Source organism: Roseateles sp. T103 (genome assembly GCF_057219915.1).
In genome coordinates, this window is record NZ_JBXVVS010000003.1 from 205644 (window position 1) to 231567 (window position 25924).

24 protein-coding genes and 1 riboswitch are annotated in these 25924 nt (G+C 68.5%); of the genes, 15 read left to right on the top strand and 9 right to left on the bottom strand.

Annotated elements, in window-relative coordinates; translation table 11 throughout:
* Positions 1-79 precede the first annotated feature (79 nt).
* A complete protein-coding gene (locus tag AC2EBS_RS11220; protein WP_484728506.1) occupies positions 80-370 on the bottom strand; it encodes a BTH_I0359 family protein in 291 nt (96 codons plus the stop codon).
* Positions 371-529: 159 nt separating this feature from the next.
* A complete protein-coding gene (locus AC2EBS_RS11225) occupies positions 530-1522 on the bottom strand; it encodes a DUF3108 domain-containing protein (protein ID WP_484728507.1) in 993 nt (330 codons plus the stop codon).
* 54 nt (positions 1523-1576) lie between these two features.
* Between AC2EBS_RS11225 and AC2EBS_RS11230 the strand changes: the two genes are divergently transcribed.
* The 5 genes from AC2EBS_RS11230 (at position 1577) to AC2EBS_RS11250 (ending at position 6769) form a co-directional block, all read left to right on the top strand.
* The gene (locus AC2EBS_RS11230; protein ID WP_484728508.1) at positions 1577-2605 is read left to right on the top strand and encodes a fumarylacetoacetate hydrolase family protein; all 1029 of its coding nucleotides are present in this window, start codon (positions 1577-1579) and stop codon (positions 2603-2605) included.
* Positions 2606-2666: 61 nt separating this feature from the next.
* Positions 2667-3338: a DUF4197 domain-containing protein gene (locus AC2EBS_RS11235; protein ID WP_484728748.1), complete on the top strand. Its 672-nt coding sequence runs from the start codon at positions 2667-2669 to the stop codon at positions 3336-3338.
* A gap of 209 nt (positions 3339-3547) precedes the next feature.
* On the top strand, positions 3548-4531 hold the full coding sequence (gene cysK, locus AC2EBS_RS11240) for a cysteine synthase A (protein WP_484728509.1): 984 nt from the start codon (positions 3548-3550) through the stop codon (positions 4529-4531).
* Positions 4532-4598: 67 nt separating this feature from the next.
* Entirely contained in the window at positions 4599-4808 is a 210-nt protein-coding gene (locus AC2EBS_RS11245) for an oxidoreductase-like domain-containing protein (RefSeq protein WP_484728510.1), read from the top strand.
* Between the two features lie 353 nt (positions 4809-5161).
* Complete coding sequence (locus AC2EBS_RS11250; RefSeq protein WP_484728511.1) at positions 5162-6769, top strand: diguanylate cyclase domain-containing protein; 1608 nt, start codon at positions 5162-5164, stop codon at positions 6767-6769.
* Between the two features lie 35 nt (positions 6770-6804).
* Here AC2EBS_RS11250 and modC read toward each other — a convergent pair whose 3' ends face one another.
* From modC to modA, 3 genes are read right to left on the bottom strand one after another with little or no spacing between them, the layout of a single operon-like run.
* Positions 6805-7908 carry a molybdenum ABC transporter ATP-binding protein gene (gene modC / locus AC2EBS_RS11255; RefSeq protein ID WP_484728512.1) on the bottom strand — a complete coding sequence of 368 codons (1104 nt, stop codon included), beginning with the start codon at positions 7906-7908 and terminating at the stop codon, positions 6805-6807.
* A complete protein-coding gene (gene modB, locus AC2EBS_RS11260) occupies positions 7905-8594 on the bottom strand; it encodes a molybdate ABC transporter permease subunit (RefSeq protein WP_484728513.1) in 690 nt (229 codons plus the stop codon). Before modB ends, modC begins: the two co-directional genes overlap by 4 nt.
* A complete protein-coding gene (gene modA, locus AC2EBS_RS11265) occupies positions 8591-9355 on the bottom strand; it encodes a molybdate ABC transporter substrate-binding protein (protein WP_484728514.1) in 765 nt (254 codons plus the stop codon). Before modA ends, modB begins: the two co-directional genes overlap by 4 nt.
* Before the next feature lie 52 nt (positions 9356-9407).
* On the opposite strand from modA, the gene AC2EBS_RS11270 reads away from it, so the two are divergent.
* Positions 9408-10172 carry a TOBE domain-containing protein gene (locus AC2EBS_RS11270; protein WP_484728515.1) on the top strand — a complete coding sequence of 255 codons (765 nt, stop codon included), beginning with the start codon at positions 9408-9410 and terminating at the stop codon, positions 10170-10172.
* A gap of 5 nt (positions 10173-10177) precedes the next feature.
* On the opposite strand, the gene AC2EBS_RS11275 is transcribed toward AC2EBS_RS11270, so the two are convergent.
* Positions 10178-10573 carry a rhodanese-like domain-containing protein gene (locus AC2EBS_RS11275; RefSeq protein WP_484728516.1) on the bottom strand — a complete coding sequence of 132 codons (396 nt, stop codon included), beginning with the start codon at positions 10571-10573 and terminating at the stop codon, positions 10178-10180.
* Between the two features lie 66 nt (positions 10574-10639).
* On the opposite strand from AC2EBS_RS11275, the gene AC2EBS_RS11280 reads away from it, so the two are divergent.
* A complete protein-coding gene (locus AC2EBS_RS11280; RefSeq protein WP_484728517.1) occupies positions 10640-11710 on the top strand; it encodes a homocysteine S-methyltransferase family protein in 1071 nt (356 codons plus the stop codon).
* A gap of 12 nt (positions 11711-11722) precedes the next feature.
* Here the strand turns inward: AC2EBS_RS11280 and AC2EBS_RS11285 are convergent, their stop codons facing one another.
* Entirely contained in the window at positions 11723-12913 is a 1191-nt protein-coding gene (locus AC2EBS_RS11285; protein WP_484728518.1) for an HD-GYP domain-containing protein, read from the bottom strand.
* A gap of 136 nt (positions 12914-13049) precedes the next feature.
* Positions 13050-13144: riboswitch (S-adenosyl-L-homocysteine riboswitch) on the top strand.
* 73 nt (positions 13145-13217) lie between these two features.
* Between AC2EBS_RS11285 and metH the strand changes: the two genes are divergently transcribed.
* The 3 genes from metH (at position 13218) to AC2EBS_RS11300 (ending at position 17372) form a co-directional block, all read left to right on the top strand.
* A complete protein-coding gene (gene metH, locus AC2EBS_RS11290) occupies positions 13218-15959 on the top strand; it encodes a methionine synthase (protein ID WP_484728519.1) in 2742 nt (913 codons plus the stop codon).
* 182 nt (positions 15960-16141) lie between these two features.
* Positions 16142-16615 (top strand): glycine zipper 2TM domain-containing protein, encoded by a 474-nt coding sequence (locus AC2EBS_RS11295; protein WP_484728520.1) that lies wholly within the window; start codon positions 16142-16144, stop codon positions 16613-16615.
* A 103-nt stretch (positions 16616-16718) separates the two neighbouring features.
* Positions 16719-17372 carry a methyl-accepting chemotaxis protein gene (locus tag AC2EBS_RS11300; RefSeq protein WP_484728521.1) on the top strand — a complete coding sequence of 218 codons (654 nt, stop codon included), beginning with the start codon at positions 16719-16721 and terminating at the stop codon, positions 17370-17372.
* Between the two features lie 12 nt (positions 17373-17384).
* Here AC2EBS_RS11300 and AC2EBS_RS11305 read toward each other — a convergent pair whose 3' ends face one another.
* Positions 17385-18902: a YifB family Mg chelatase-like AAA ATPase gene (locus tag AC2EBS_RS11305; protein WP_484728522.1), complete on the bottom strand. Its 1518-nt coding sequence runs from the start codon at positions 18900-18902 to the stop codon at positions 17385-17387.
* Between the two features lie 244 nt (positions 18903-19146).
* Here AC2EBS_RS11305 and AC2EBS_RS11310 point away from each other — a divergent pair, with 244 nt between their 5' ends.
* The 3 genes from AC2EBS_RS11310 to amt are packed head-to-tail and all read left to right on the top strand — an operon-like array spanning position 19147 to position 21798.
* Positions 19147-19866 (top strand): TorF family putative porin, encoded by a 720-nt coding sequence (locus tag AC2EBS_RS11310; RefSeq protein WP_484728523.1) that lies wholly within the window; start codon positions 19147-19149, stop codon positions 19864-19866.
* 24 nt (positions 19867-19890) lie between these two features.
* Positions 19891-20229 carry a P-II family nitrogen regulator gene (gene glnK, locus AC2EBS_RS11315; protein ID WP_484728524.1) on the top strand — a complete coding sequence of 113 codons (339 nt, stop codon included), beginning with the start codon at positions 19891-19893 and terminating at the stop codon, positions 20227-20229.
* A gap of 48 nt (positions 20230-20277) precedes the next feature.
* On the top strand, positions 20278-21798 hold the full coding sequence (gene amt / locus AC2EBS_RS11320) for an ammonium transporter (protein WP_484728525.1): 1521 nt from the start codon (positions 20278-20280) through the stop codon (positions 21796-21798).
* Between the two features lie 131 nt (positions 21799-21929).
* Here amt and AC2EBS_RS11325 read toward each other — a convergent pair whose 3' ends face one another.
* A complete protein-coding gene (locus tag AC2EBS_RS11325; protein ID WP_484728526.1) occupies positions 21930-22310 on the bottom strand; it encodes a response regulator transcription factor in 381 nt (126 codons plus the stop codon).
* 258 nt (positions 22311-22568) lie between these two features.
* Here AC2EBS_RS11325 and gshA point away from each other — a divergent pair, with 258 nt between their 5' ends.
* Together gshA and AC2EBS_RS11335 are read left to right on the top strand one after the other, a co-directional pair.
* On the top strand, positions 22569-23864 hold the full coding sequence (gene gshA / locus AC2EBS_RS11330; protein WP_484728527.1) for a glutamate--cysteine ligase: 1296 nt from the start codon (positions 22569-22571) through the stop codon (positions 23862-23864).
* 191 nt (positions 23865-24055) lie between these two features.
* On the top strand, positions 24056-25894 hold the full coding sequence (locus AC2EBS_RS11335; protein WP_484728528.1) for a potassium transporter Kup: 1839 nt from the start codon (positions 24056-24058) through the stop codon (positions 25892-25894).
* The last annotated feature ends 30 nt before the right edge of the window (positions 25895-25924 follow it).

Consider the following 25924-nt stretch of genomic DNA (forward strand, 5'->3'; position numbering starts at 1 on the left):
GGGCCGGCGGCCAAGCGCGGCGCGGCACGCCGATGCGTGCGGAATCGACGCTTGGCCGGCTTTGTCGCCGGCCAGGCGCTCAGTGCACGATCACCGGCTGCTGGCCAAGGTTGGCAAAGCGCTCGATGAAGTCGTCGAGTTCGTCTTCCGACGGATCCGTCTCCATCAGCGTCTCGACCCCTTCCTGGAACTGCTGTGCCAGCGCGCCCTCGATGAAGATCTCGCGGCGGGCGAACTTGTCGACGATCTCGAAGCCTTCGCGGCTGAGCAGCAGGCCGGCTTCGCTGATCTCCTCGCTGACCGTATGGTCGGCAACGGGGACGTCGAACTGGACCACGATGAAGCTGCTGGAGTTGTAGAGCATGTGCATGGCGTCGTACTCCTTGGGCTGGTAGCTGTGGTCGGGCTACGTGCTTTCAAGAGCAGCGGGAACTGCATGCGCTGCACTTGTCCACGGCCAAATACTGGCAGAAACGCCCCCGACTCGTCAGAGCAAGGTCTTCCGTGCTGTGGCAGGAGCGTCACAAGATCACGGTTGGGCGTCGAACAGCAGCAAAAGTTCGCTACGCTCTTGGCCTTCCCAGCTCCAGCGCAGGCGCACCGGCAGGTAGTGCAGCGCCGGAGCCAGCCAGAGTTCCAGCCGCTGCTCGGGCACTTGCTCCGGCGAGCCCGCCAGGCGCCATGCGCTGATCGGGGTGGCGCTGCCCGGTACTGCGAGCGGTTCATCGGTCTCGACGACGAAGCGCCAATGCGGCAGTTCGGCACCGCGCAGGCCGGCCACCGGAATCGCCATCGCCAGCCCCGCATGAAGGGGGTGCCGCCCCTGGGCCAGCGCCGCCAGCTGCAGCCACAGGCTCAGGCGGTCCTGTACGCCTGTCGGCAGCGGCAGCAGCGCGGTGCTGGCTGAATAGCTGAGCAGGCCCTGCTCGCGGCGGAAGTTGGTCGCCTGCTGCTCGCGGCCGTGGCGCAGCGTCGCGAAGCGCTCCGGCTGCAGCCCCGCCACCGCATCGACACGGCCGGTGCTGAGCCAGGCTGTGGTCGGGCGGTCGGGCAGTGTGCGTTCCAGGCGCAGCGTGTAACGGCCGCTGTCCTCGTCGATTTGCCAGTGCAGCAGCGCCTGCCCCTGCTGGCCGCGCTCGACCAGCCGGTAGGTCCAGCTCTGCGGCGGCAGTGGATGCAGTGCGGCGACCCTGGCGGGTGTCTCGGTCTGCGCGGCAAGTGGATGGGTCGAAGGCGTGGATGGCTGGTTCTGACGAGGGGGCGACGGCTGGCCGCGCATCGACGCCGGAGCGGCCGAGGGCACAGGCGGAGGCGCCATCGATCCTGCTGGCGCGGTGGCCACGCGTACCGCCAGCGCCGCCGGCGCCAGGCCCTGGCCGACGCTGATCGGCGGCAGGCGCCACTGCGCCAGCAGCGCCGCATGACCCAGCAGCGCGAGCAGCAGCGCAAGCGCCGCCGGCCGGCCGCGGCGCAGCAGCAGCGCGATGCCGGAGCGATCGGGCAGGTCAGGGCGGCGGATCATCGGACAATGCTGGAGCGCCAGCCGCCGCGGCGCACCCACAGCACTCACGATGACATGAAACTTGCCACCTACAAGGATGGATCGCTCGACGGGCAACTGATCGTCGTCTCGCGCGACCTCAGCACGGCGCACTTCGCCAACGGCATCGCCACCCGTCTGCAGCAGCTGCTCGACGACTGGAACTTCATCGCGCCGCAGCTCGACGAGATCTATACCGGACTGAACCATGGCCGGCTGCGTCATCCCTTCGCCTTCGATCCCAAGCTGTGCATGGCGCCGCTGCCGCGCGCCTTTCATCATGTCGAGGCGAGCAACGCCTATCCGGCGCATGCGCAGCGCGTGGCAGCGGCGCTCGGCCTGCAGGCTGCTGACGCGCGCGAGCCGCTGCTGGCGCAGCGCGCCAGCGACGAGTTGCTCGGCGCCGAGCAGCGCGCGCGCTTCGCGTCGGAAGCGCTGGGCATCGACTTCGGCGCCGGCCTGGTGGCGCTGACCGGCGACCTGCCGCAGGGCGTGCCGGCCGCACAGGCGCTCGAAGGTGTGCGCCTGCTGATGCTGGCCAATGCTTGGAGCCTGCGCAGCCTGCAGGCGGCCGAGCTGGCTGGTGGCCAGGGCCTGCTGCACAGCCGGCCGGCCACGGCCTTCGCGCCGGTGGCGGTGACGCCCGACGAGCTGGGCGAGGCCTGGCACAAGGGCCGCGTGCAGCTCAATGTGCAGACGATGTGGAACGGCCGCAAGGTCGGCCTGCTGGATGCCGGCGGCAGCGATCTGAAGTTCCATTTCGGCGAGCTGATCGCGCAGGCCGCGCGGCTGCGGCCGCTGCGTGCCGGCAGCCTGGTCGGAGCGGGTACGGTCGGCAACGATGATCTGCTCCGTGGTTTCGGCAGCGTCGCCGAGAAGCGCGGCCTGGAAATCATCGAGAGCGGCGAGGCGCGCAGCGATTACCTGAAGTTCGGCGACACCGTGCGCATTGACGCCAAGGGCCGCGACGGCCAGAGTGTGTTCGGCGCGATCGATCAGGAAGTGCTGTCCTTGGCCGAGCCCGACGCCAGCTCCGCTGCCGAAGCGGCCGGACGCATGGCCTGAGCTGCGTGGCCGAGGTGGCAAGATGAGGCCCCGCATTGAGGAGTGCCCCGTCATGCCGACCATCAGGCGCCGCCAGTTTTCCTCCGTCGCCCTTGCCTTGCTGGCCGCGCCGCTGCCGGCCTGGGCGCTCACCGAAGGCGACGCCGCCAGCGGCATACGCGCGGCGCTGGAGCGTGGCGCCAATGCCGCTGTCGGTCTGCTCGGCCGCCAGGACGGCTTCCTCGGCAATCCGCTGGTGCGCATCGAGCTGCCCGGCTATCTGAAGGACGCGGCCAAGGTGCTCAAGGCCATGGGCCAGGGCCACAAGGTCGAGGAGCTGGTTACCGCGATGAACCGCGCCGCCGAGTCCGCGGTGCCGGCGGCCAGGCCGCTGCTGGTCAATGCGGTGAAGAGCATGAGCGTCGAGGACGGCCTGCAGATCCTGCGCGGCGGCGACGACGCGGTGACTCAGTTCTTCGCGCGCAAGACGCGCGCGCCGCTGACCGACAAGTTCCTGCCCATCGTCAGCAAGGCCACCGAAAAGGTGGCGCTGGCCGACAAGTACAACGCCGTGGCTGGCAAGGCGATGAGCTTCGGCCTGGTCAAGCCTGAGGACGCCAATATCCAGAGCTATGTGACGCGTCGCGCGCTCGACGGGCTCTTCCTGATGATCGGCGAGGAAGAGAAGAAGATCCGCCGCGACCCGGTGGGCACCGGCAGCGCGATCTTGAAGAAGGTCTTCGGCGGCCTGTGAGCACGACCGCGACGGACAGCTCCGGCAGGACCGCAGCCGTGATCCGGGCGATCGGGCCGCTCTGCCCGCGCGGCAGCGGCAGTCGCCGCACTGCGCCGCGATGCCCCTGGTGTGCATAAGCAATCTCGAAAAACGTCTTTGATCCCTGCCGCGGCTGTGGCACGCTCGGCAGCCTTACGCCGGCAATTGACGGCCGCAACGAGGACTGCATGACCCGCATCTACGACGACAACTCGCTGTCCATCGGCCGTACGCCGCTGGTGCGCCTGAACCGCATCACGGGCGGTGCTGCTGCGACCGTGCTGGCCAAGATCGAGGGCCGCAACCCGGCCTATTCGGTGAAGTGCCGCCTGGGCGCGGCGATGGTCTGGGATGCCGAGAAGCGCGGGCTGCTGGTCCCGGGCAAGGAAATCGTCGAGCCGACCAGCGGCAACACCGGCATTGCGCTGGCCTTCGTCGCCGCATCGCGCGGCATCCCGGTCACGCTGACCATGCCCGACACGATGAGCATCGAGCGGCGCAAGCTGCTGCTCGCCTATGGCGCCAGGCTGGTACTGACCGAGGGCGCCAAGGGCATGAAGGGCGCGATCGCCAAGGCCGAGGAGATCGTTGCCAGCGATCCGGACAGGTACGTGCTGCTGCAGCAGTTCAAGAACCCGGCCAACCCGGCCATTCACGAGGCCACCACCGGCCCGGAGATCTGGGAGGACACCGGCGGCAAGATCGACATCTTCGTGGCTGGCGTGGGCACCGGCGGCACCATCACCGGCGTGACGCGCTACCTGAAGAAGAGCCAGCGCCGCGCCATTCAGGCGGTCGCCGTCGAGCCCGAGGCCAGTCCGGTGCTGAGCCAGACCCGCGCCGGGCAGGCGCTCGCACCCGGTCCGCACAAGATCCAGGGCATTGGCGCCGGCTTCGTGCCCGAGGTGCTGGACCTGTCACTGATCGATAGCGTCGAGCAGGTCAGCAACGAGGAGGCGCTCGACTATGCGCGCCGGCTCGCGCGCGAAGAGGGCATCCTGGCAGGCATCTCCTGCGGTGCAGCCACTGCCGCTGCGGTACGGCTGGCCAAGCGACCCGAGAACGCCGGCAAGACCATCGTCGTTGTGCTGCCCGACTCGGGCGAGCGCTACCTGAGCACCGCGCTTTTCGAGGGTCTGTTCGAGAGCGGACCTGTCGGCGGCCTGCTCTGATCACGGCCCGCTGCAGGGTTTCGACGCGGCCGCTATGCTGGCGGCCCGTCATGCGACCGATACAGCCGTGAACTTTCCCATCACCGACCGCGAGACCGCCCTCGCGGTGTTCGAGCACCTGCGGCGGCAGGCTGCGAGCCGCGGTGTCGAGCTGCGCGAGCCGCCTCCCGAGCCGGTGGGCTGCTGCGGTCGCGGCTGCACGGGCTGCGTCTGGGAGGGCTATTACTCGGCGGCCGAGTACTGGCGCGACGAAGCCCTGCTGATGCTCGAGGACTGAGGTCGGACCGAGCACAGTGCCTGCGCACTGTGCGACGCCTGCCGAAGCCCCGACCGCCTGCAAGCGGGAGGGCAGAGGTCGCACCGAGCGAGCCGCCCGCGCGCTTCGCCAGCCCTGACCGCAAATCCCCCTGCCTTTGCACAAGCCCGGCCCCCGGGCCGCTGCGGCCTCCGCTAGACTCGGCGGCATGCGCGGCTGCCGTCACCGTTCTCTAGAGACGGGGTGGCCACGTCGGTTCCCTGCGGTCCAGCGCAGGGGGCATTGTCTTGCGGATGTACCCATCTCAGGGAGGCAGGGCCGTGCTCGATGTGAGGCAGAACAAGGCTGCACGAAGTCAAGAAGGCGCAGCCGTCTTGACCATAGCGACCGACGCACCTGGCGACGGCAGTGCCGCGGCGACTGGCCTGCGCCGCTATTCGTTGCGCAGCAGCCTGCTGTGGCTGGTGGCTTTGTGCGTGCTGCCGGCATTGGCGGTGGCCAGCTATCTCGTGCAGGACAACTACCGCCTGCATGAGGAGCGCGTTTACGGCGTGACCGGCGGCCTGGCGCGGCAGATCTCGGCCGAGGTGGATCGCGAGCTGGCCTCGATCGAATCGGGCCTGCGCGTGCTGGCCACCGCCCAGTCGCTGCGCTATGGCGATCTGGCAGCCTTCCACCAGACGGCGCGCGATGCGCTGCCCTCGCAGCTGGTCTACAACTACATCCTCACCGATGCGCAGGGGCGCCAGCTGCTCAACACGCTGCGTCCCTGGGGCAGCCCGTTGCCGGCCCAGGGCACCCCGCCGCAGCTGCAGCGCGTCTTTGCCTCGGCGCAGCCGGTGTTGACCGATATGTTCATCGGCCCGCTGACCGGCAAGCCGGCGATCGCGATGGGGGTGCCGGTGACTCGAGACGGGGCGGTGGTCTATAGCCTCAACATCGGCCTGGACCCGCAACGGCTCAACGAGATCCTCATGCGCCAGGCTTTGCCCGAAGGCTGGCTGGTGGCGCTGATCGACGGCGCAGGCAACATCGTGGCGCGCAGCCGGGACGCCGAGCGCTTCGTCGGCCAGAAGGCCACGGCGGAACTGCGTGCGCGCCTGGCCGCCAACCCGGCCAGCGGCGCGGGCGAGTCGCTGACCAAGGAAGGCATGCGGGTGCTGAGCTCGTACCAGCGCGGGCCGTACTCGGGCTGGACCGTTGCAGTCGGGGCGCCGCGGGCGGCGCTGGAGGCCGATCTCTATCGCATGCTCGGCATCCTGCTCGCTGCGCTGACGCTGTTCGGCATCGGCCTGTGGCTGGCCTGGCGCCTGGCCAGTCGTGTGCTCAGCTCGGTGCAGCAGCTCAATGCCGCCGCGCTGGCCCTGGGACAGGGTGGCCCGGTGGGTCTGCCGGCGGTGCAGATCCGCGAAGCCGAGGCGGTGGGCCAGGCCATCCTCAAGGCCGCCGAGCTGATGGCCGAAGTGCGTCACCGGGCCGACCATGACCCGCTGACCGGGCTAGCCAACCGGGCGCTGTTTCTGGAACTCCTGCAGTTCCAGATTGCCCGGGCGCAGCGCGAGTCCGGCCGCCTGGCGCTGCTCGCCCTGGACCTGGACAACTTCAAGGCTGTCAACGATGCGGAGGGCCATGCGCGCGGCGACCAGCTGCTGCAGGGGGTGGCGCGACGCTTGCAGGGCACGCTGCGTGCATCGGATGTCGCCGCGCGCAGCGGCGGCGACGAGTTCTGGGTGCTGCTCTGCGATGCCGACGAACTCAGCGCGCTGGAAACGGCCAGCCGCCTGCTGGCTGCGCTGCGCGAGCCGATGGAGGGCATACGCACGCCGTTCTCGGTCAGCATCGGCATCGCCGTCTATCCGAAAGCCGGACGCGATTCGCAAGCCCTGCTGGAAGCCGCCGACCAGGCGCTCTACGAGGCCAAGCGCGGTGGACGCAACCGCATGGCAGTGGCGCGTACCGAGCTGCCGGGCGGCAAGAGCTGAAGCGGCGCAGGCCGTCGCTGTGCAGTCGATCGGCCCTAGCCGACCAGGGCGGCGGACTTCACCTGCACCCAGACCGCCTGCTGCGGTGACAGCGCCAGCTGGTCAACCGCGCGCCGGGTCAGGCGCGCGATCACCGCTGTGTCGCCGCAGCGCAGGCGCAGCTGCACCTGCGCGGGATGGCCGTCGGGCAGGATGGCTTCGACCCGGCCAGGCCAGTGGTTCTGCACGCTGCTGCGCTGTGGCTCGTCCAGCGTGACGCTGACATCGCGCGCCAGCAGGCGCAGGCGCACCGGGTGCCCGATTGCGAGCTGCGCCTGGTCACGCAGCCAGACGCTGCCGCCGGCGAAGTCCACGCGCATCAGCGCATAGGCGGCGTCGCGGGCAGCAATGCGGCCCTCGATCAGCGAGGCCATCTCCTCGCCGAAGAGCTCGCCGGCTGCGTCGCCGCTCATCACGTCGCCGACCGGGCCCTGGGCGAGCACCCGGCCTTCGCGCAGCACGACGAGCTGCTGCGCCAGCCGTGCCACCTCCTCGGCGGAGTGGCTGATGTAGAGCATGGGCAGTGCCAGCTCGTCGCGCAGGCGCTCCAGCCAGGGCAGGATCTCCTGGCGCCGCGCGGCATCCAGCGCGGCCAGCGGCTCATCGAGCAGCAGCAGGCGCGGCCGGGTCGCCAGCGCACGCGCGATGGCCACGCGCTGGCGCTCGCCGCCGGAAAGCTCGGCTGGCCGGCGCTGCAGCAGATGGGCAATGCCGAGCAGCGCTATCGCCTGGGCCAGCGTCGCCTCGCCCTGCGCCGCGTCGCCGCTGCGCTTGAGGCCGTAGCGCAGATTGCCCTGCACATCGAGATGCTCGAACAGGCTGGCTTCCTGGAACACATAGCCCAGCGGACGGCGCCAGGTGGGCACGAACAGGCCCTGCATATCGTCCTGCCAGGTCTCGGTGCCCAGGCGCACCAGACCGCGCGCTGCGCGCTCGAGCCCGGCGATGCTGCGCAGCACCGTGGTCTTGCCAGAACCGGAGACGCCGAACAGCGCGGTGATGCCCTGCCCGGGCAGGGCAAACGCGACATCCAGCGCAAAGCCCGGCCGCTGCAGCTGCAGCCGGACTTCACCGTCGTGCTCGCCGGTCCGTTGGCTCATGCCAGCACCCGGCTGCCGCGCCGGTTCAGCAGATTCAGCGCCACCAGCACGACGAAGGAGAACAGCAGCATCGCCGCCGCCAGCGCATGGGCCTGCGCATACTCCATCGCCTCGACATGGCCGTAGATCAGCGTCGAGAGCACGCGGGTCTGGCCGGGGATGTTGCCGCCGATCATCAGCACCACGCCGAACTCGCCGATGGTGTGGGCAAAGCTCAGCACCGCGGCGCTGAGCAGGCCCGGCAGCGCCATCGGCAGCGCGACGCTGAAGAAGGCATCCAGCGGACTGGCGCGCAGCGTGGCGGCCACCTCCATCGGCCGCGGGCCCATGGCCTCGAAGGCGCGCTGGATGGGCTGCACCGCGAAGGGCAGCGAGTAGACCAGCGAGCCGATCAGCAGTCCGCTGAAGCTGAACGACAGCGTGCCCAGGCCCAGCGCCTGCGTGAACTGGCCCAACGGCCCCTGCGGGCCCAGCGCGACGAGCAGATAGAAGCCCAGCACCGTGGGCGGCAGCACCAGCGGCAGCGTCACCAGCGCGCCCACCAGGGCCTGCCAGCGCGAGCGGCTGTTGGCCAGCCACCAGGCCAGCGGCGTGGCGATGAGCAGCAGCAGCAGCGTGGTCAACGTCGCCAGCCTGAGCGTCAGCGCCAGCGCCGGCCAGGCATCGGGGCCGAACCAGTCGCTCATCGCTCGTGCCCGTAGCCGTAGGCAGCGATGATGCGCCGCGCCGGCTCGCTGCGCAGATAGCTGAGCAGCGCGGTGGCCGCCACGTTGTCGCGACCGCGCTGCAGCAGCACCGCATCCTGGCGAATCGGCGCATGCAGCTCGGCGGGCACGATCCAGGCCGAGCCGCTGCTGAGCTTGCCGTCCGCCTGCACCTGCGCGAGCGCGACGAAGCCGAGCTGGGCGTTGCCGCTGGCGACGAAGTGAAGCGTCTTGGCGATGCTTTCGCCCTGCACGAGCTTGGGCCGCAGCGCCTCCAGCACCCCCAGCTTGTCCATCGTTTCCATCGCGGCCTGGCCATAGGGCGCCAGCTTGGGGTTGGCCACGGCGAGGCGCGCGAAGCGCTGAGGCTGCTTCAGCACCTCGCCGCGCGCATCGACGACACCGGGCTGTGCGCTCCACAGCACCAGGCGGCCGATCGCATAGGTGAAGCGGCTGGTCGGGACCGCGTTGCCCTCGGCGACCAGCTGCTCCGGCGTGCGCTGATCGGCGGCGAGCAGCAGGTCGAAAGGCGCGCCGTTGCGGATCTGCGCGGCAAAGGCGCCGGTGGCGCCGAAGGCGAGCACCGCCTCGTGGCCGCTGTCGCGCTCGAAGGCGGCAGCGATCTCGCGCATCGGCGCGCTGAAGTTGGCTGCCACTGCGACGCGCACCTGAGCTGCCTGCGCCACAGCGAGGGCGCCGAAGGACAGCGCCAGCCCGGCCGCCATCCGCCACAATGCCGTCATCGCGAACTCGCTATTCATGGAAGGAATAGCGAAAGTATAGCCAGCCCCATCCATGCCCAAGCGACCATCGTCCAGCCTGCACCAGGCCCTGGCCCACCCGCTGATCGACAAGCGCGTGGAGATCCTGCGCGCGGTGGGCGAGACCGGCTCGATCTCGGCAGCGGCGCGGCACTGCGGGGTCAGCTACAAGGCGGCCTGGCAGGCGATCGATACGTTGGGCAATCTGGCCGGTGCCGCGCTGGTGGAGAAGGCGGTGGGCGGCAGCGGCGGTGGCGGCGCCAAGCTCACGCCGGCGGGCGAACAGCTGCTGCAAGCGGCCGCGAGGCTGGAACAGGCGCGCCGTGCGGCGCTCGCACCTCCTGCAGCCCAGTCTGCACCAGTGCTGCCGCGAGGCCTGTCGCTGCGCACCAGCATGCGCAACCAGCTGCCCTGCACGCTGTACCGCCTGCACCCCGAACGCGGCGCCTTGCGCGCCAGCGTGGCGTTGGCCGATGGCAGCCTGCTGCATGCGCGCATCACCCGTGAAAGCGCGCAGCTGCTCGGTCTGGCAGCGGGGCAGGGGCTGCTGGCCCTCTTCAAGGCCACGGCGGTGGAGGTCAGCGCCACCCCGGCCGACCAGACTGGTGGGACGGAGAACTGCCTGCTGGGCCGGGTGGAGCGGACCAGCCGCGCGCGCGAGGGCGGCGAGGTGGCGCTCAAGCTGCCCGGCGGCGAGGTGGTCGTCGGTTTCTGCGGCCCGGCCAGCGGCCTGCGCCTGCGCGGCGAGGCCTGGGCGCTGCTGCCGGCAGCGGCCGTGGTGCTGGCGCTGCCGAGCTGAGCCGGCTACATCTGTTCCCAGGGCAGGCCGTCGTGACGCCAGCCGTTGAGTGTGCCGCGCTGGAAGTTGTCGTCGCGGTCGCCCTCGAAGCCGTGCAGCACGTTGATCACCTCGGTGAACCCGGCAGCCTCCAGCGCCTGACCCGCAGGAATGGTGCGCGCACCGGAGCGGCACAGCAGCACCACCGGCCGGCTGAGGTCTTCGCCGGCCTCCTGCCTGACCTGGCGCACGAAGCGCTCGGGGTCGGACTTCATCTCCGGGTACTCGTACCAGGGCACGTGCACGACGCCCGGCGGGTGGCCGACATAGAGGTACTCGAGCTCCATGCGTATGTCCAGGAACAGCGCTTCGGGGTGCTGCGAGAGAAAGGCGTGAGCCTCTTTGGGCGAAAGGTGCTTCATCGGCGGGAAGGGTTGCGAGACACCGCAGGGCGGGTCCGGAACAGCCCGCCCTCCTACAATGAAGGCATGAATCAGGTCCAGCCTCCGGCCGTGCGCTACACGCGCGGCGCCTCATTGCCCGACATTCTGCAACAGCGCATCGTCATTCTGGACGGCGCGATGGGCACGATGATCCAGCGCTACAAGCTCGGCGAGCAGGACTACCGGGGCGCGCGCTTTGCCGATCATCCCAAGGATCTGAAGGGCAACAACGACCTGCTGGTGCTCTCCAAGCCCGAGGTGATCAGCGAGATCCACGAGCAGTACCTCGCTGCAGGCGCCGACATCATCGAGACCAACACCTTCGGCGCCACCTCGGTGGCGCAGGAGGACTACGACCTGGCTGGCATCGCCTACGAGATGAATGTGGCGGCCGCCAAGCTGGCGCGCGCCGCCTGCGACAAGTACTCGACGCCCGACAAGCCGCGCTTCGTCGCTGGCGCCCTGGGCCCGACGCCGCGCACGGCCAGCATCAGCCCCGACGTCAATGACCCCGGCGCGCGCAATATCGATTTCGACACGCTCAAGGCCGCCTACTACGAGCAGGGCAAGGGCCTGCTGGACGGCGGCGCGGACCTGTTCCTGGTCGAGACCATCTTCGACACGCTGAACGCCAAGGCGGCGATCTTTGCGCTGGACGAGCTGATGGAAGACAGCGGCGAGCGCCTGCCGGTGATCATCTCCGGCACGGTGACCGATGCCTCGGGTCGCATCCTCTCCGGCCAGACGGTGACGGCCTTCTGGCATTCGGTGCGCCATGCGCGTCCGCTGGCGGTGGGCCTGAACTGCGCGCTGGGCGCCACGCTGATGCGCCCGTATATCGAGGAGCTGGCCAAGGCGGCGGGCGACACGGCGATCAGCTGCTATCCGAACGCCGGCCTGCCCAACCCGATGAGTGACACCGGCTTCGACGAGACGCCGGACGTCACCGCGCGCCTGGTGGGCGAGTTCGCGCAGGCGGGCTTCCTCAATATCGCCGGCGGCTGCTGCGGCACGACGCCGGCGCATATCGCGGCCATCGCCAAGAGCGTCTCGGCCTACAAGCCGCGGGCCTGCGGCCACAAATTCTTCAGTGAGCTGATACCGGCCGCCGCCTGAGCGCTCGGGCGTTCAGAGCTTCAGCAGCCTCTCCAGGCTGACCAGCAGCTTGAGCTCGTGAGGCGCCAGGCAGGCCGTGATGGCCTGCGCGGCCAGGCGGGTGTCGCGGCGCACCGGTTCGCTCCACGGCGCGCCGCTCTTGCCCAGCAGCGAGGCGACGATGGGCTCGTTGGCGCTGTGGCCGCGCTTGATCACGATGCCGACCTCGCCGCTGGCCAGGCGCACCAGCGCGCCGGGCGGGTACAGACCAATGGCCTTGATCAGCGTGTTGCCCACCGCATCGGGCTGCTGCATCTCGTCGTGATAGACCGCGCGCGCCGCCTGCGCCGCGGACAGCGCCTTGCGCGTGCGCCGCGGGCTCAGGCGCGCCGCGTAGATGTCGGCACGCTTGAGCAGGCGGGCCATCTGCTCGGGCATGCTGCGGCCCTCCAGCGGGCCTGGGCCGGCTTCGTGGTGCAGCCGCACCACCTGCAGCCACAGCGAATCCTGCACGCCCAGGCTGCGCAGCAACTCGGCGCCGCGGTCGCCATGGCTGGCGACTTCGCGGCGGTGCAGCTCGCTCATGCGGTCCGTTTGTGCGGCCAGCCGGTCCTGCAGCGTGGTGATGGCGATGTTCATCGACAAGGCGGCACGGGCGAGCACCTCGCGCAGATCCTCGGCCCAGCCGAGCTGGCGGGCGCACAGCTCGGCCAGCGCCATCGTCAGCAGGCCGTGCCGGGCGCTGTAGTGCTCGTAGCTCTGGCCGGCCTCGAAGATCAGCAGCAGCAGCGTCGCATCCGGCTGCTGCTGCAGGCGGCCCTGCATGTCCTGCAGCAGTTCGTCGAAGCGGCGCAGGAAGTCTTCGGGCCGCGGATCGCGCAGCAGGCTGTGCGCGCGCAGCTGCAGGTCGGCCCAGGCCTGCAGGCCGGTGAACTGCGGCGTCGGCGGCCGCTCGTACTTGTAGTCCGGACGGGCCGAGGCGATTGCACCCAGCGTCGCGCCCCGGTGCATCAGCGTGTCAGCCTGATGGGCGACGGCGCGCTGGTACTCCTTGGTTTCATGGGGCTGCACCCAGCCGCCGTTGGCGATCAGCTGCTGTCCCAGCGGCGTGTTGCGCAGCACCTGGCCGCGCGCCAGCAGCAGCTTGCCGCCGGCATCGTAGATGGAGAACTCCAGCACCTGGCCGAAGCGCAGGGCGGATGGAGGGAGGTGGATCAGTTCCAAGGGGGCTCGCGGCTACTGCAGATCAGTCGGTCGATGGCCGGCTGGGGCGCATCATCTCTCATCGTGATTGTCGGCGTCCCGGGGGCCGGGCTTGAGCGGCGCCGATCCGGACCGGGTGGCGCGCGTAAAATCCGCCACGTTCGAGGAGCGTTGCGACGCTGCGGCCAGATGCCGCGGCGCCAGGCTCGAACCCGGGGCGCTGTTCCGCCCCCACAACGACGCTCGCCGATCCACGTTTTGCATCAGTGGCCGCGGTGAGTTGCGCGGCTGCCTCTGTCTGTATCTTCCTGCCGAGACCGCCGCCATGTCGTCCACCGCAAGCCCCACGCAGACCCCGCCGCCGATGAAGCTGTCCGGCCTGGAGCCGGTGCAGATCGGCGAGGGCAGCCTGTTCGTCAACATCGGCGAGCGCACCAATGTCACCGGCTCCAAGGCCTTCGCGCGGCTGATCCTCAACGGTCAGTTCGAGGAGGCGTTGGCCGTCGCCCGCCAGCAGGTCGAGAACGGCGCGCAGATCATCGACATCAATATGGACGAGGCCATGCTGGACAGCAAGGCCGCGATGGTGCGATTCCTGAACCTGATCGCGTCCGAGCCCGAGATTGCGCGCGTGCCCATCATGATCGACTCCTCCAAGTGGGAGGTGATCGAGGCCGGCCTGAAGTGCATCCAGGGCAAGGGCATCGTCAATTCGATCTCGCTGAAGGAAGGCGAGGCCGAGTTCCGCCGCCAGGCCAAGCTGGTGCGTCGCTATGGCGCCGCCGCGGTGGTAATGGCCTTCGACGAGACCGGCCAGGCCGATACCTTCGAGCGCAAGATCGAGATCTGCGCGCGCGCCTACAAGATCTTGGTCGAGGAGATCGGCTTCCCGCCCGAGGACATCATCTTCGACCCCAACATCTTCGCGATCGCCACCGGCATCGAGGAGCATGACAACTACGCAGTCGACTTCATCGAGGCGACGCGCTGGATCAAGCAGAACCTGCCCGGCGCCAAGGTGAGTGGCGGCGTGTCCAACGTGTCCTTCAGCTTCCGCGGCAACGACCCGGTGCGCGAAGCCATCCACACGGTGTTCCTCTATCACGCGATCAAGGCGGGCCTGGACATGGGCATCGTCAACGCCGGCATGATCGGCGTCTACGACGAGCTGGATGCCGAGCTGCGCGAACGCGTCGAGGACGTGGTGCTGAATCGCCGCAAGGATGCGGCCGAGCGCCTGATCGAGGTGGCCGAGCGTGCCAAGGGCGCGGCCAAGGACGACAGCGCGCGCCTGGCCTGGCGCGCCGGCACGGTCGAGGAGCGCCTCTCGCACGCGCTGGTGCATGGCATCACCGAGTTCATCGATGCCGACACCGAGGAATGCTGGCAGGCGGTGCAGGCCAAGGGCGGCCGGCCGCTGCATGTGATCGAAGGCCCGCTGATGGCGGGCATGAACGTGGTCGGCGACCTGTTCGGCCAGGGCAAGATGTTCCTGCCCCAGGTGGTGAAGAGCGCCCGCGTGATGAAGCAGGCGGTGGCCAAGCTGATTCCCTACATCGAGGAAGAGAAGCGCCAACTCGAGGCCGCCGGCGGCGATGTCAGGCCGAAGGGCAAGATCGTCATCGCCACCGTCAAGGGCGATGTGCACGACATCGGCAAGAACATCGTCACCGTGGTCCTGCAGTGCAACAACTACGAGGTGGTGAACATGGGCGTGATGGTCCCTTGCCAGGACATCCTCGCCAAGGCCAAGGTGGAAGGCGCCGACATCATCGGCCTGTCGGGCCTGATCACGCCAAGCCTGGAAGAGATGCAGCATGTCGCCGCCGAGATGCAGCGCGACGAGTACTTCCGCATGAAGAAGATCCCGCTGCTGATCGGCGGCGCGACCACCAGCCGCGTGCACACCGCGGTGAAGATCAGCCCGCACTACGAAGGCCCGGTGGTCTATGTGCCCGATGCTTCGCGCTCGGTGGGCGTGTGCACCGAGCTGCTCTCCGACGAGCGTGCTGCGGCCTTCATCGCCGAGCTCAAGTCCGACTACGACAAGGTGCGCGAGCTGCATGCCAACAAGAAGCAGACGCCGCTGGTGACGCTGGCGCAGGCGCGCGCCAACAAGGCGCAGCTCGACTGGGCGCACTACCAGCCGCCGGTGCCGAAGTTCATCGGCCGCCGCGTGATCAAGAACTACGACCTTGCCGAGTTGGCGCAGTGCATCGACTGGGCGCCGTTCTTCCAGACCTGGGATCTGGCCGGTCCTTTCCCGGCGATCCTGAAGGACGAGATCGTCGGCGCCGAGGCGCAACGCGTGTTCAGCGATGGCAAGCGCATGCTGCAGCGCCTCATCGACGGCCGCTGGCTGACGGCCAACGGCGTGTTCGGCCTGTTCCCTGCCGCGCAGGTGGGTGACGACGACATCGAGATCTACCGCGACGAGAGCCACAGCGAGGTGCTGATGACCTGGCGCGGCCTGCGCATGCAAAGCGAGCGTCCGGTGGTCGATGGCGTGAAGCGACCCAACCGCTGCCTGGCCGACTTCATCGCGCCGAAGGGCACGGTGCCGGACTACATCGGCCTCTTCGCCGTCACCGCCGGCATCGGCGTGGACAAGAAGGAGGCGCAGTTCCTCGCCGACCACGACGACTACTCGGCCATCATGCTCAAGGCCCTGGCCGACCGCTTGGCCGAGGCCTTCGCCGAGCGCCTGCACCAGCGCGTGCGCAGCGAGTTCTGGGGCTATGCGCCCGACGAGGCGCTGTCCAACGAAGAGCTGATCGCCGAGAAGTACCGCGGCATCCGCCCGGCGCCCGGCTATCCGGCCTGCCCGGATCACTTGGTCAAGCGCGAGCTGTTCCGCACGCTCTCGCCCGAGGAGATCGGCATGGGCCTGACCGACAGCATGGCGATGACGCCGGCGGCCAGCGTCAGCGGCTTCTACTTCGCGCATCCGGACGCGGCCTACTTCAACGTCGGCCGCATCGGCGAGGACCAGCTGAAGGACTGGGCGCAGCGCATGGCGCTGGACGAAGCGGCGGCACAGCGCGCGCTCGCGCCGCTGCTGGGCTGAGCCCGCGCACAGGGTCCGGAAGGAGCCTGTGGCTGGCGAAGGCCGGACGGCGATACCAGCCGAATGGCTGAATGACGGCCACGTAACGGCTGCTCACAGCTTGATCGGCATCACTGGCGCCGATCGCTGTTCGCGTGGCATGCTGCCGGGACGTAGGAGCCATCGCCCCCCAGGAGGCCGCCATGACGCATCGCCTGTCCAGCCCCAGCATCCTCAAGACCGTTCTTGCCGCCGCCGCGCTCAGCGTCGGCGTCACGGCCATTCAGGCCCAGCCGGAGGCGGCGGCGTCGCAGCCCAGCGCCAAGCAGCTCGCCAAGCTCTGCGCCGAGTGCTTCTGGGTGGCCGAGGTGACGAGCTACGAGCACAAGGGCGAAGGCAGCGGACTGGGCGCGGTCGGCGGCGCGGTGATCGGCGGCCTGCTCGGCAACCAGGTCGGCGGCGGCACCGGCAAGAAGCTCGCCACCGTGGGCGGCGCGGTGGCTGGTGGTTATGCGGGTCACGAAGTCGAGAAGCGCAGCAAGTCCTATCGCGTCTGGGTGGTCAGCTTGGTCGACAAGCAGGGCCACAGCCAGAAGCAGGAGCTGCGCAGCGATCCGCAGCTGCGCAGCGGCGACATCGTTGTGCAGAAGGACGGCGGCCGGCTTGAACGGCGCTGAATAGTTCACACCGATGGGGGGCGCCTGCGGGCCGTCTGCGCTTCAGGCATAGGGTTTGCATGGATCGGTGCGTGCCGATGTGGCGCGCACCCGAGTCAAGACCATGCTGCCCAGACCGACTACGCCGACAGGGACGGCCGCCGTCGCCAGCCCGATGTCCACCGTGAACATGGCGGCGCGTCAGCGCATGCTGTCGCAGCGCCTGGCCCTGCAGATCCTGCTCGCCGAGCGCGGCGTGCCCGGCCAGCTGCAGGCGGCCGAGGAGTCGCTGAAGCTGTTCACCAGCAGCCACGCCAAGCTGGTCGAGTTCGGTCGCACGGGCTCGCAGGACGAGGCGCAGAAGGTCGAGGATGTGTACAGGCGCCAGCGCGTCGGCGAGGTGGTGCAGGGCTTCGTGCAGCGCTGCGAGCGCGCGCTGGCGACGCTGCGCCTGCCGGCCGAGCGGCGCGGCCGCATCGACGAGGTCTACGACGGGCTCGACGAGGTGCTCAAGGCGCTGAACATCGCCACCACCGTGTTCGACGAGATCACCACGCGGCGCGAGCAGCGCATGATGAGCGAGCTCAAAGGCATCGTCACCGACATCCAGCAGGTGGCCAAGCAGGCCAAGATCGTCTCCTTCAATGCCCAGGTGATCGCTGCTCGCGCCGGTGACGCCGGGCGCGAGTTCGGTGTCGTGGCCGGCACGCTGTCAGGCATCTCCGGCGAGGTGGATCGCCTTGCGGTGAAGGGGCTCGACCTGGTGGCCCGGCGCTGAGCGCCGCCACGGTCAAGGACCGAGACCCGGCAGACCGCGGCGCAGCTGCAGCGCTTCGGCGATATGCGGTGCGGAAATGTTCGCGCTGCAGTCCAGGTCGGCAATGGTGCGCGCCACGCGCAGCACGCGGTGATAGCTGCGACCTGACCAGCCCAGCCGGGCGACGGCTTGCTGCAGCAGGCTCAGCGCCGCCGGCTCGGCGGCCGCGTATGCATCGAGTTGGCGCACGCCGAGTTGCGCATTGGTGCATCGCTGGCGCTGCAGCGCCAGCGAGCGCGCCCGCGCGACGCGTTCGGCCACCGTCGCGCTCGATTCCCCATCGGCCGGTCCTGCCAGCGCTTCGGCAGGCTGCACCGGCACCTCGACCAGCAGATCGATGCGGTCCAGCAGCGGGCCGCTGAGTCGCCCCTGGTAGCGGGCCACCTGGTCGGGCGTGCAGCGGCAGGCGCGAAGCGGATTGCCCAGCTGGCCGCAGGGGCAGGGATTCATTGCCGCGACGAACTGGAAGCGCGCCGGGAACTCGCAGCTGCGTGCGGCGCGCGAGATCAGGATGCGCCCGGTCTCCAGCGGCTCGCGCAATGCTTCCAGCGCGGAACGCGGGAACTCGGGCAGCTCGTCGAGGAAGAGCACGCCATGCTGGGCCAGCGAGATCTCGCCGGGGCGCGGCGGCGAGCCACCGCCGACCAGGGCCACACTGGAGGCGCTGTGGTGCGGTGCACGCAGCACCCGCTGGCGCCAGCGGCCGGGTTCGAACTGCCCGGCCAGGCTGAGCATCGCGGCGGACTCCAGCGCCTCTTCCTCGCTCAAGGGCGGCAGCAGCCCGGGCAGGCGCTGGGCCAGCATGGACTTGCCGCTGCCGGGCGGTCCGACCAGCAGCAGGCTCAGACCGCCGGCAGCGGCGATCTCGAGCGCCCGCTTCGGGCCGGCCTGCCCCTTGATGTCGGCCAGATCAGCGGCATTGACGCTCGTCCGTGCCGCCGGTGCAGTGACTGATGTGAGCGCCTGCTCGCTGCCAGGAGCCAGAGCGGCAACGATGTCCAGCAGGTGATCGGCGGTGAGCACGCTGACCTGGCGCAGCAGGGCTGCTTCGGCCGCCGACGCGCGCGGCAGCAGCAGTTGCCGGGGCGAGCCCTCGTGGCGCAAGGCCAGGCTCAAGGCCAGCGCCCCGCGCACCGGCCGCAGCTCGCCGGCCAGCGAGAGCTCGCCGGCGCACTCCAGTCCGTCCAGCCGCTGTGCATCGATCTGCCCGCTGGCAGCCAGGATGCCCAACGCGATGGGCAGGTCGAAGCGGCCGCCTTCCTTGGGCAGGTCGGCTGGCGCGAGGTTGACGGTGATGCGTTTGTTGTGAGGGAAGCTCAGTCCGCTGCTGATCAGCGCGGCGCGCACGCGCTCGCGGGCCTCCTTGACTTCGGTGTCGGCCAAGCCGACCAGGCTGAAGGCGGGCAGCCCGTTGCTCAGGTGCACTTCGACCTGCACCGGGGCGGCCTGCAGACCATCGAGGGTACGGCTGTGAACCAAGGCGAGTGACATGACCGCTCCGCTCCATCTGCAGCTTGGCTTGCCTGTAAGCGCACTGACTTGCACCATCATGGGGCGCGCACCAGGAGCGGGCATCACCCTGGCTGCTCGTCCGTGGTGCGATTTGTGGTTTCCCCAGGGCGTGCTGGCCCTCGGGCCCCTCAGTTTGCGCCTGTCCCATGCTGGCACGGAAGCTGCAAAGAAGGGGGAGCGTTACCTGTTTCCCCCATCAATCCAACTGAGGAGTCCCTCGATCATGAAGACCATTCTTGCTGCGCTTGCTGGTTCGCTCGCTCTCACGGCCCTGCCGGCTCACGCCCAGGAGGCTGCCGCCGATCCGCTGTCCTTCAATGTGGGTCTGACGACGGACTATCGCTACCGCGGCATCTCGCAGACCCGCCTGAAGCCGGCCGTCCAGTTCGGCGCCGACTACGCGCATGCCAGCGGCTTCTACATCGGCACCTGGGGCTCGACCATCAAGTGGATCAAGGATTCGGGTGGCGATGCCAACGTCGAGATCGACGTCTATGGCGGCTACAAGACCGAGATCGCCTCGGGCCTGACCCTGGACGTGGGCGTGCTGACCTATCAGTACCCGAGCAACAAGCTGGCGGTCAGCGCCAACACCACCGAGCTGTACGCCGCACTGAGCTACGGCCCGGTCACCGCCAAGTATTCGCACAGCACGTCCAACCTGTTCGGCTTCGCCGACAGCAAGGGCAGTGGCTATCTGGACATCTCCGCCACCTTCGATCTGGGTGATGGCTACACGCTGACCCCGCACGTCGGCCACCAGAAGGTGAAGAACAACGGCAGCTTCTCCTACACCGATTACTCGCTGACGGTGAACAAGGACTTCGGCGGCTTCCTGTTCGGCCTGGGCGTGGTCGATACCAACACCGATGCCTATGTCGGCCCGAACGCCAAGGACCTTGGCAAGGCCGGCGTGCTGCTGACGGTCAAGAAGACCTTCTGATTTTCGACACGAGGAGAGAGCGTCATGAAACTGATCACCGCCGTCATCAAGCCCTTCAAGCTCGACGAGGTGCGCGAAGCCCTCAGCGCCATCGGCGTGCAGGGACTGACTGTCACCGAGGTCAAGGGCTTCGGCCGTCAGAAGGGCCATACCGAGCTGTACCGCGGCGCGGAGTACGTTGTTGACTTCCTGCCCAAGGTGAAGGTCGAGGCCGCCGTGGCCGATGCGGTGGTCGATCAGGTCATCGAAGCCATCGAGAAGGCCGCCCGCACCGGCAAGATCGGCGACGGCAAGATCTTCGTCTCGCCGCTGGACCAGGTGGTGCGCATCCGGACCGGCGAGACCGGCCAGGACGCCCTCTGAGCCCCGCCCTCATCGTCTAGAGATCACAGACTTTCCCGGAGATCCCCCATGAAGAAACTTCTAGCCAGTCTGGCCCTGGCGCTGCTGGCCGCCGCGCCGGCGGCCTGGGCGCAGGATGCCGCGGCGTCCGCACCGGCGGCCGCCGAGGCCGCCTCGGCCGTCGTCGCTGCTGCGGCCGATGCCGCTGCTGCTGCATCCGCCCCTGCGGCCGATGCCGCTGCCGCTGCGGCCCCCACGCCCAACAAGGGCGACACCGCCTGGATGATGGTGGCCACGCTGCTGGTCATCCTGATGACCGTGCCCGGCCTCGCGCTGTTCTACGGCGGCCTGGTGCGTAGCAAGAACATGCTGTCCGTGCTGATGCAGGTGATGGTCGGCTTCTCGCTGATCGTCGTGCTGTGGTTCATCTACGGCTACAGCCTGGCCTTCACCGAGGGCAATGCCTTCATCGGCGGCTTCGATCGCGTGATGATGAAGGGCGTCTGGGACAACGTCGCCGGCACCTTCGCCAACGCTGCCACCTTCAGCAAGGGCGTGGTGATCCCCGAGATCGTCTTCGCCGCCTTCCAGGCCACCTTCGCCGGCATCACCGCCGCGCTGATCATCGGCGCCTTTGCCGAGCGCATGAAGTTCGGCGCCGTGCTGCTGTTCCTGGCCATCTGGTTCACCTTCAGCTACATCCCGGTGGCGCACATGGTGTGGTTCTGGATGGGTCCGGATGCCTACAGTGCTGCGGGTGTCGTCGATGAGATGAACGGCAAGGCCGGCTTCATCTGGCAGATGGGCGCGCTGGACTTCGCCGGCGGTACCGTGGTGCACATCAACGCGGCTGTCGCCGGTCTGGTCGGCGCCTACATGGTCGGCAAGCGCATCGGCTACGGCAAGGAAGCCTTCACGCCGCACAGCCTGACGCTGACGATGGTCGGTGCCTCGCTGCTATGGGTGGGCTGGTTCGGCTTCAACGCCGGTTCCGCACTGGAAGCCAACGGCTTTGCCGCGCTGGCCTTCGCCAACACCTTCGCTGCCACCGCTGCTGCCGTGCTGGCCTGGTGCATCGGTGAGGCGCTGCTCAAGGGCAAGGCCTCGATGCTGGGTGCCGCCTCGGGCGCCGTGGCCGGTCTGGTCGCCATCACGCCTGCTGCCGGCAACGTCGGCATCGGCGGCGCGCTGATCATCGGCTTCGTTGCCGGCTTCGCCTGCCTGTGGGGTGTCAGCGGCCTGAAGAAGATGCTCGGCGCGGACGACTCGCTCGACGTGTTCGGCGTGCATGGCGTCGGCGGCATCGTCGGTGCGCTGCTGACCGGGGTGTTCAACTCGCCCAGCCTGGGCGGCCCTAGCGCCGTCGGCGATTGGGTCACGGTGGCGATGATCGCCCCGGACGCCTACTCGATCGCCACCCAGGTCTGGACCCAGGCCAAGGCCGTTCTCGTGACCATCGTCTGGTCGGGCGTGGTCTCGGTGATCGCCTTCAAGGTGGTCGACCTGGTGATCGGTCTGCGCGTCAGCGAAGAGGAAGAGCGCGAGGGTCTGGACATCACTTCGCACGGCGAGACCGCCTACCACAAGTGATGCCGCCGGCCGCGGTCCGCGCTTCGGCGCGGGTCGTGTGCAAGCGCAAGGGCCGCCCCTCGGGGCGGCCCTTTTCGTTGCTGTGTTCGTTCGCTTTGCTGGGCCGGCAGCGCGCCGCGCTGCGGCCGCCCTCAGCGGGCCTTGCCGAGCAGTTCTTCCACCAGCTCGATCAGCTTGGCCGGGCTGAAGGGCTTGGCGAGGAAGGCATCCGCGCCGGCGGCGATCGCCTTGTCCTGGTCGCTGCTGCGCGCCTGGGCGGTGAGCATCATCACGCGCGTCTTCGTCAGGGCGGGGTTGGCGCGGATCTGACGGCAGACCTCGTAGCCGTCGGCGCTGCCGGGCATCATCACGTCCAGCAGCACGAGATCGGGTGTCAGCACCGGCAGCAGCTGCAGCGCCAGCTCGCCGCTGGCGGCCTCGTGCAGCATGTAGTCGCTGTCCTCCAGCGCCCAGCGGATCAGCCGTCGAATGTCGGCCTGGTCCTCGACGATCAGTATGCGGGTCTGCTCCATGCGCTTCTTGCCTCGACTGCGGGCGATTCCAACGTCGAGCATAGCCGCAGCGCCGCGACTTGCAGCGCCAGCACCGACGCAAATTCGTGCACTGTCGTCGATTTGGCGTGCTGCGCGCGCCATTCGCCAGCCGTGCGCTGCTCGCCCGGCGCGGATCTTGTCCTTGGCACCGCCGACCCCATCTGCATCAGCTTCTAGAATCGTTTGCCCCATCCGATCGCCGGCGCCCGGTGCGCGCCCCTCAACCCAGGCAGGCCCATGGTCCCACACCTCATTACCGCTCTGACCGGTCCGATCAACGAGCTGGAACAGCGCATCCTTGAATCGATGCCGGCCATCGAGCGCTGGTTCCGCCTGGAATGGATGGAGCACACGCCGCCCTTCTACAGCTCGGTGGACCTGCGCAACGCCGGCTTCAAGCTGGCGCCGGTGGACACCAATCTCTTCCCCGGCGGCTTCAACAACCTCACCAACGAGATGCTGCCGCTGGCCGTGCAGGCAGCGATGGCGGCGATCGAGAAGATCTGTCCCGAAGCCAAGAACCTGCTGCTGATCCCCGAGAACCACACGCGCAACAGCTTCTACCTCAGCAATATCGCCACGCTGATGCGCATCTTCACGCAGGCGGGCCTGAACGTGCGCCTGGGCTCGCTGGATGCGGGCGTCACCGAGCCGACTGCATTGCGCCTGGCCGACGGCAGCTCGCTGACCATCGAGCCGCTGGTGCGCACGCGCGGCCGGCTGGGCCTGAAGGACTTCGATCCTTGCACCATCCTGCTCAACAACGATCTCTCCGCCGGCATCCCCGACGTGCTGCAGGGCTTGCACGAGCAGTACCTGCTGCCGCCGCTGCACGCCGGCTGGTCAGTGCGACGCAAGAGCCGCCACTTCAAGTCCTACGAGGATGTGGCGAAGAAGTTCGCCAAGCTGCTGGGCATGGATCCCTGGCTGATCAATCCGATGACGGTGCCGGTGGGCGGGCTGGACTTCGCCGAGGGGCAGGGCGTGGAGGCCTTGCAGACCCAGGTCGATGCGCTGCTCGGCAAGGTCCGGCGCAAGTACAAGGAATACGGCATCAACGAGAAGCCCTTCGTCATCGTCAAGCCCGACGCCGGCACCTACGGCATGGGCATCATGACGGTGCGCGACGCCAAGGAACTCGACGAGCTGAACCGCCGCACGCGCAACAAGATGAGCGTCATCAAGGACGGGCAGAGCGTCAGCGAAGTGGTGGTGCAGGAAGGCGTGGTCACCCACGAGCAGGTCAACGAAGCCGTGGCCGAGCCGGTGGTCTACATGATGGACCGCTATGTGGTCGGCGGCTTCTACCGCGTGCATGCCGAGCGCGGCGCCGACGAGAACCTCAACGCGCCGGGCGCCAGCTTCGTGCCGCTGGCCTTTGCCGAGTCCACCCAGCTGCCGCGCCCCGGCGAGCGCCCGGGGGCGAGCGCGCCGAACCGCTTCTATATGTACGGCGTCATCGGTCGCCTGGCCATGCTGGCCGCCAGCTACGAGCTGGAGGCCACCGATCCCGAGGCCGAAGTCTACGAATGAGCCGGCGGCGTCCGCGCCGCAAGCGACAGGCCTTGTCAAGCCCCGTGCATCCGGGGTGTCGCGCGGCGGATTGACGCACTGCACAAAGCCGGCGTCAAAATAGCGCTTTGGATCAGCCGCGACCCGCTCGGGCCGCTTCCTCTTTCGTGAGTTCCTCGACTTCGCAACGCAGCCCCACCGCGCTGGCGGGCATGACCCTCGGTGCTCTGGGCGTCGTTTATGGCGACATCGGCACCAGTCCGCTGTATGCGCTCAAGGAGGTGTTCCACGGCGGGCACGTCGCAGTGAACCACGACAACATTCTGGGCGTGCTGTCGCTGCTGTTCTGGACGATGACGGTGATCGTCTCGATCAAGTACGTGCTGCTGATCCTGCGCGCCGACAACAACGGCGAAGGCGGCCTGATCGCGATGCTGGCGCTGGCCACCAACGCGGTGAACGACAAGCCGCGGCTGCGCAGCGTGCTGATGGCCGTGGGCCTGTTCGGCACGGCGATCTTCTTCGGCGACGCGGTGATCACGCCGGCGATGACGGTGCTTGGCGCGGTGGAGGGCATCGATGTCTATGCGCCGCAGTACCACGCCACCATCATGCCGCTGACGCTGCTGGTGCTGGCCGGGCTGTTCGCGGTGCAGCGCTTCGGCACCGGTGGCATCGGCAAGGCCTTCGGCCCGGTGATGCTGCTCTGGTTCAGCTCGCTGGCCCTGCTGGGCATTCCGCACATCGTCGCCAATCCGCATGTGCTGGTGGCGGTCAATCCGCTCTATGCGCTGAATTTCTGTCTCAGCTACGGCTGGGTCGCCTTCGTCGCGCTGGGCGCGGTGGTGCTGGTGGTCACCGGTGGCGAGGCGCTCTATGCCGACCTTGGCCATTTCGGCAAGAAGCCGATCCGCCTGGCTTGGTACGGCGTGGTCATGCCGGCGCTGGTGCTGAACTACTTCGGCCAGGGCGCGATGCTGCTGGACGAGCCCAACGCGATCAAGAACCCCTTCTTTCTGCTCGCGCCGAACTGGGCGGAGATTCCGCTGTTCCTGCTCGCCACGCTGGCGGCCATCGTCGCCTCGCAGGCGCTGATCACTGCCGCCTTCTCGGTCACCAAGCAGGCGATCCAGCTGGGCATCCTGCCGCGCATGCGCGTGCTGCACACCTCGGTGCGCGACACCGGGCAGATCTACATCCCCTTCATCAACTGGGGCCTGTTCGCCTTCGTGGTGCTGGCCGTGGTGTTCTTCGGCTCGTCCAGCAATCTGGCTGGCGCCTATGGCGTGGCGGTGACCATCGACATGACCATCACCACGGTGATGACCTTCTTCGTGATCCGCTACGGCTGGAAGTACCCGCTGGCGCTGTGCATTGCCGCGACCGGCTTGTTCTTCCTCATCGACATCACCTTCCTGGCCTCCAACCTGCTCAAGCTGACGCACGGCGGCTGGTTCCCGCTGCTGATCGGCATCGGCATGTTCACGCTGATGCTGACCTGGAAGCAGGGCCGCTCGCTGCTCAGCGCCAAGCTGCGCGAGGACGCGATCGACCTGAAGAGCTTCCTCGAGGCGGTGTTCATCAGCCCGCCCACGCGCGTGGCCGGCACGGCGGTGTTCCTCTCTGCCGAGCAGGGCTCCACGCCCAATGCGCTGCTGCACAACCTCAAGCACAACAAGGTGCTGCACGAGCAGAACCTCTTCGTCAGTGTGAAGCACCACGAGGTGCCGTGGATCGGCTTCGACAAGCGCGTGGAAATGCAGTCGCTGGGCAATGAGTGCTGGCAGGTCAGCCTGCATTTCGGCTTCAAGAACGAGCCCGACGTGCCCGAGGCGCTGAAGCTGCTGGAGCAGAACGGCGTGCATCTCGACGAGATGGACACCAGCTACTTCCTGTCGCGCGACATCGTGATCCCGACCATCGGTTCGGGCATGGCGCTGTGGCGGGAGAAGCTCTTCGCCAGCATGCACCGCAACGCCGCCGCAGCGGCCGACTTCCTGCACCTGCCGACCAACCGCGTTGTCGAACTGGGCTCCAAGGTCGAGCTCTGAGCGGCGTGCCGACGGCTATGCTGCGCGCAC

Excerpts from the sequence above, each read along its gene's own strand:
- AC2EBS_RS11325 (WP_484728526.1), bottom strand. The coding sequence starts at position 22,310 with ATGGAGCAGACCCGCATACTGATCGTCGAGGACCAGGCCGACATTCGA.
- AC2EBS_RS11280 (WP_484728517.1), top strand. The coding sequence starts at position 10,640 with ATGAATCAGGTCCAGCCTCCGGCCGTGCGCTACACGCGCGGCGCCTCA.
- modA (WP_484728514.1), bottom strand. The coding sequence starts at position 9,355 with ATGACGGCATTGTGGCGGATGGCGGCCGGGCTGGCGCTGTCCTTCGGC.
- AC2EBS_RS11275 (WP_484728516.1), bottom strand. The coding sequence starts at position 10,573 with ATGAAGCACCTTTCGCCCAAAGAGGCTCACGCCTTTCTCTCGCAGCAC.
- metH (WP_484728519.1), top strand. The coding sequence starts at position 13,218 with ATGTCGTCCACCGCAAGCCCCACGCAGACCCCGCCGCCGATGAAGCTG.
- AC2EBS_RS11305 (WP_484728522.1), bottom strand. The coding sequence starts at position 18,902 with ATGTCACTCGCCTTGGTTCACAGCCGTACCCTCGATGGTCTGCAGGCC.
- AC2EBS_RS11225 (WP_484728507.1), bottom strand. The coding sequence starts at position 1,522 with ATGATCCGCCGCCCTGACCTGCCCGATCGCTCCGGCATCGCGCTGCTG.
- AC2EBS_RS11220 (WP_484728506.1), bottom strand. The coding sequence starts at position 370 with ATGCACATGCTCTACAACTCCAGCAGCTTCATCGTGGTCCAGTTCGAC.
- AC2EBS_RS11335 (WP_484728528.1), top strand. The coding sequence starts at position 24,056 with ATGACCCTCGGTGCTCTGGGCGTCGTTTATGGCGACATCGGCACCAGT.
- AC2EBS_RS11230 (WP_484728508.1), top strand. The coding sequence starts at position 1,577 with ATGAAACTTGCCACCTACAAGGATGGATCGCTCGACGGGCAACTGATC.
- AC2EBS_RS11270 (WP_484728515.1), top strand. The coding sequence starts at position 9,408 with ATGCCCAAGCGACCATCGTCCAGCCTGCACCAGGCCCTGGCCCACCCG.
- amt (WP_484728525.1), top strand. The coding sequence starts at position 20,278 with ATGAAGAAACTTCTAGCCAGTCTGGCCCTGGCGCTGCTGGCCGCCGCG.
- cysK (WP_484728509.1), top strand. The coding sequence starts at position 3,548 with ATGACCCGCATCTACGACGACAACTCGCTGTCCATCGGCCGTACGCCG.
- glnK (WP_484728524.1), top strand. The coding sequence starts at position 19,891 with ATGAAACTGATCACCGCCGTCATCAAGCCCTTCAAGCTCGACGAGGTG.
- AC2EBS_RS11310 (WP_484728523.1), top strand. The coding sequence starts at position 19,147 with ATGAAGACCATTCTTGCTGCGCTTGCTGGTTCGCTCGCTCTCACGGCC.
- AC2EBS_RS11295 (WP_484728520.1), top strand. The coding sequence starts at position 16,142 with ATGACGCATCGCCTGTCCAGCCCCAGCATCCTCAAGACCGTTCTTGCC.
- AC2EBS_RS11300 (WP_484728521.1), top strand. The coding sequence starts at position 16,719 with ATGCTGCCCAGACCGACTACGCCGACAGGGACGGCCGCCGTCGCCAGC.
- modC (WP_484728512.1), bottom strand. The coding sequence starts at position 7,908 with ATGAGCCAACGGACCGGCGAGCACGACGGTGAAGTCCGGCTGCAGCTG.
- gshA (WP_484728527.1), top strand. The coding sequence starts at position 22,569 with ATGGTCCCACACCTCATTACCGCTCTGACCGGTCCGATCAACGAGCTG.
- modB (WP_484728513.1), bottom strand. The coding sequence starts at position 8,594 with ATGAGCGACTGGTTCGGCCCCGATGCCTGGCCGGCGCTGGCGCTGACG.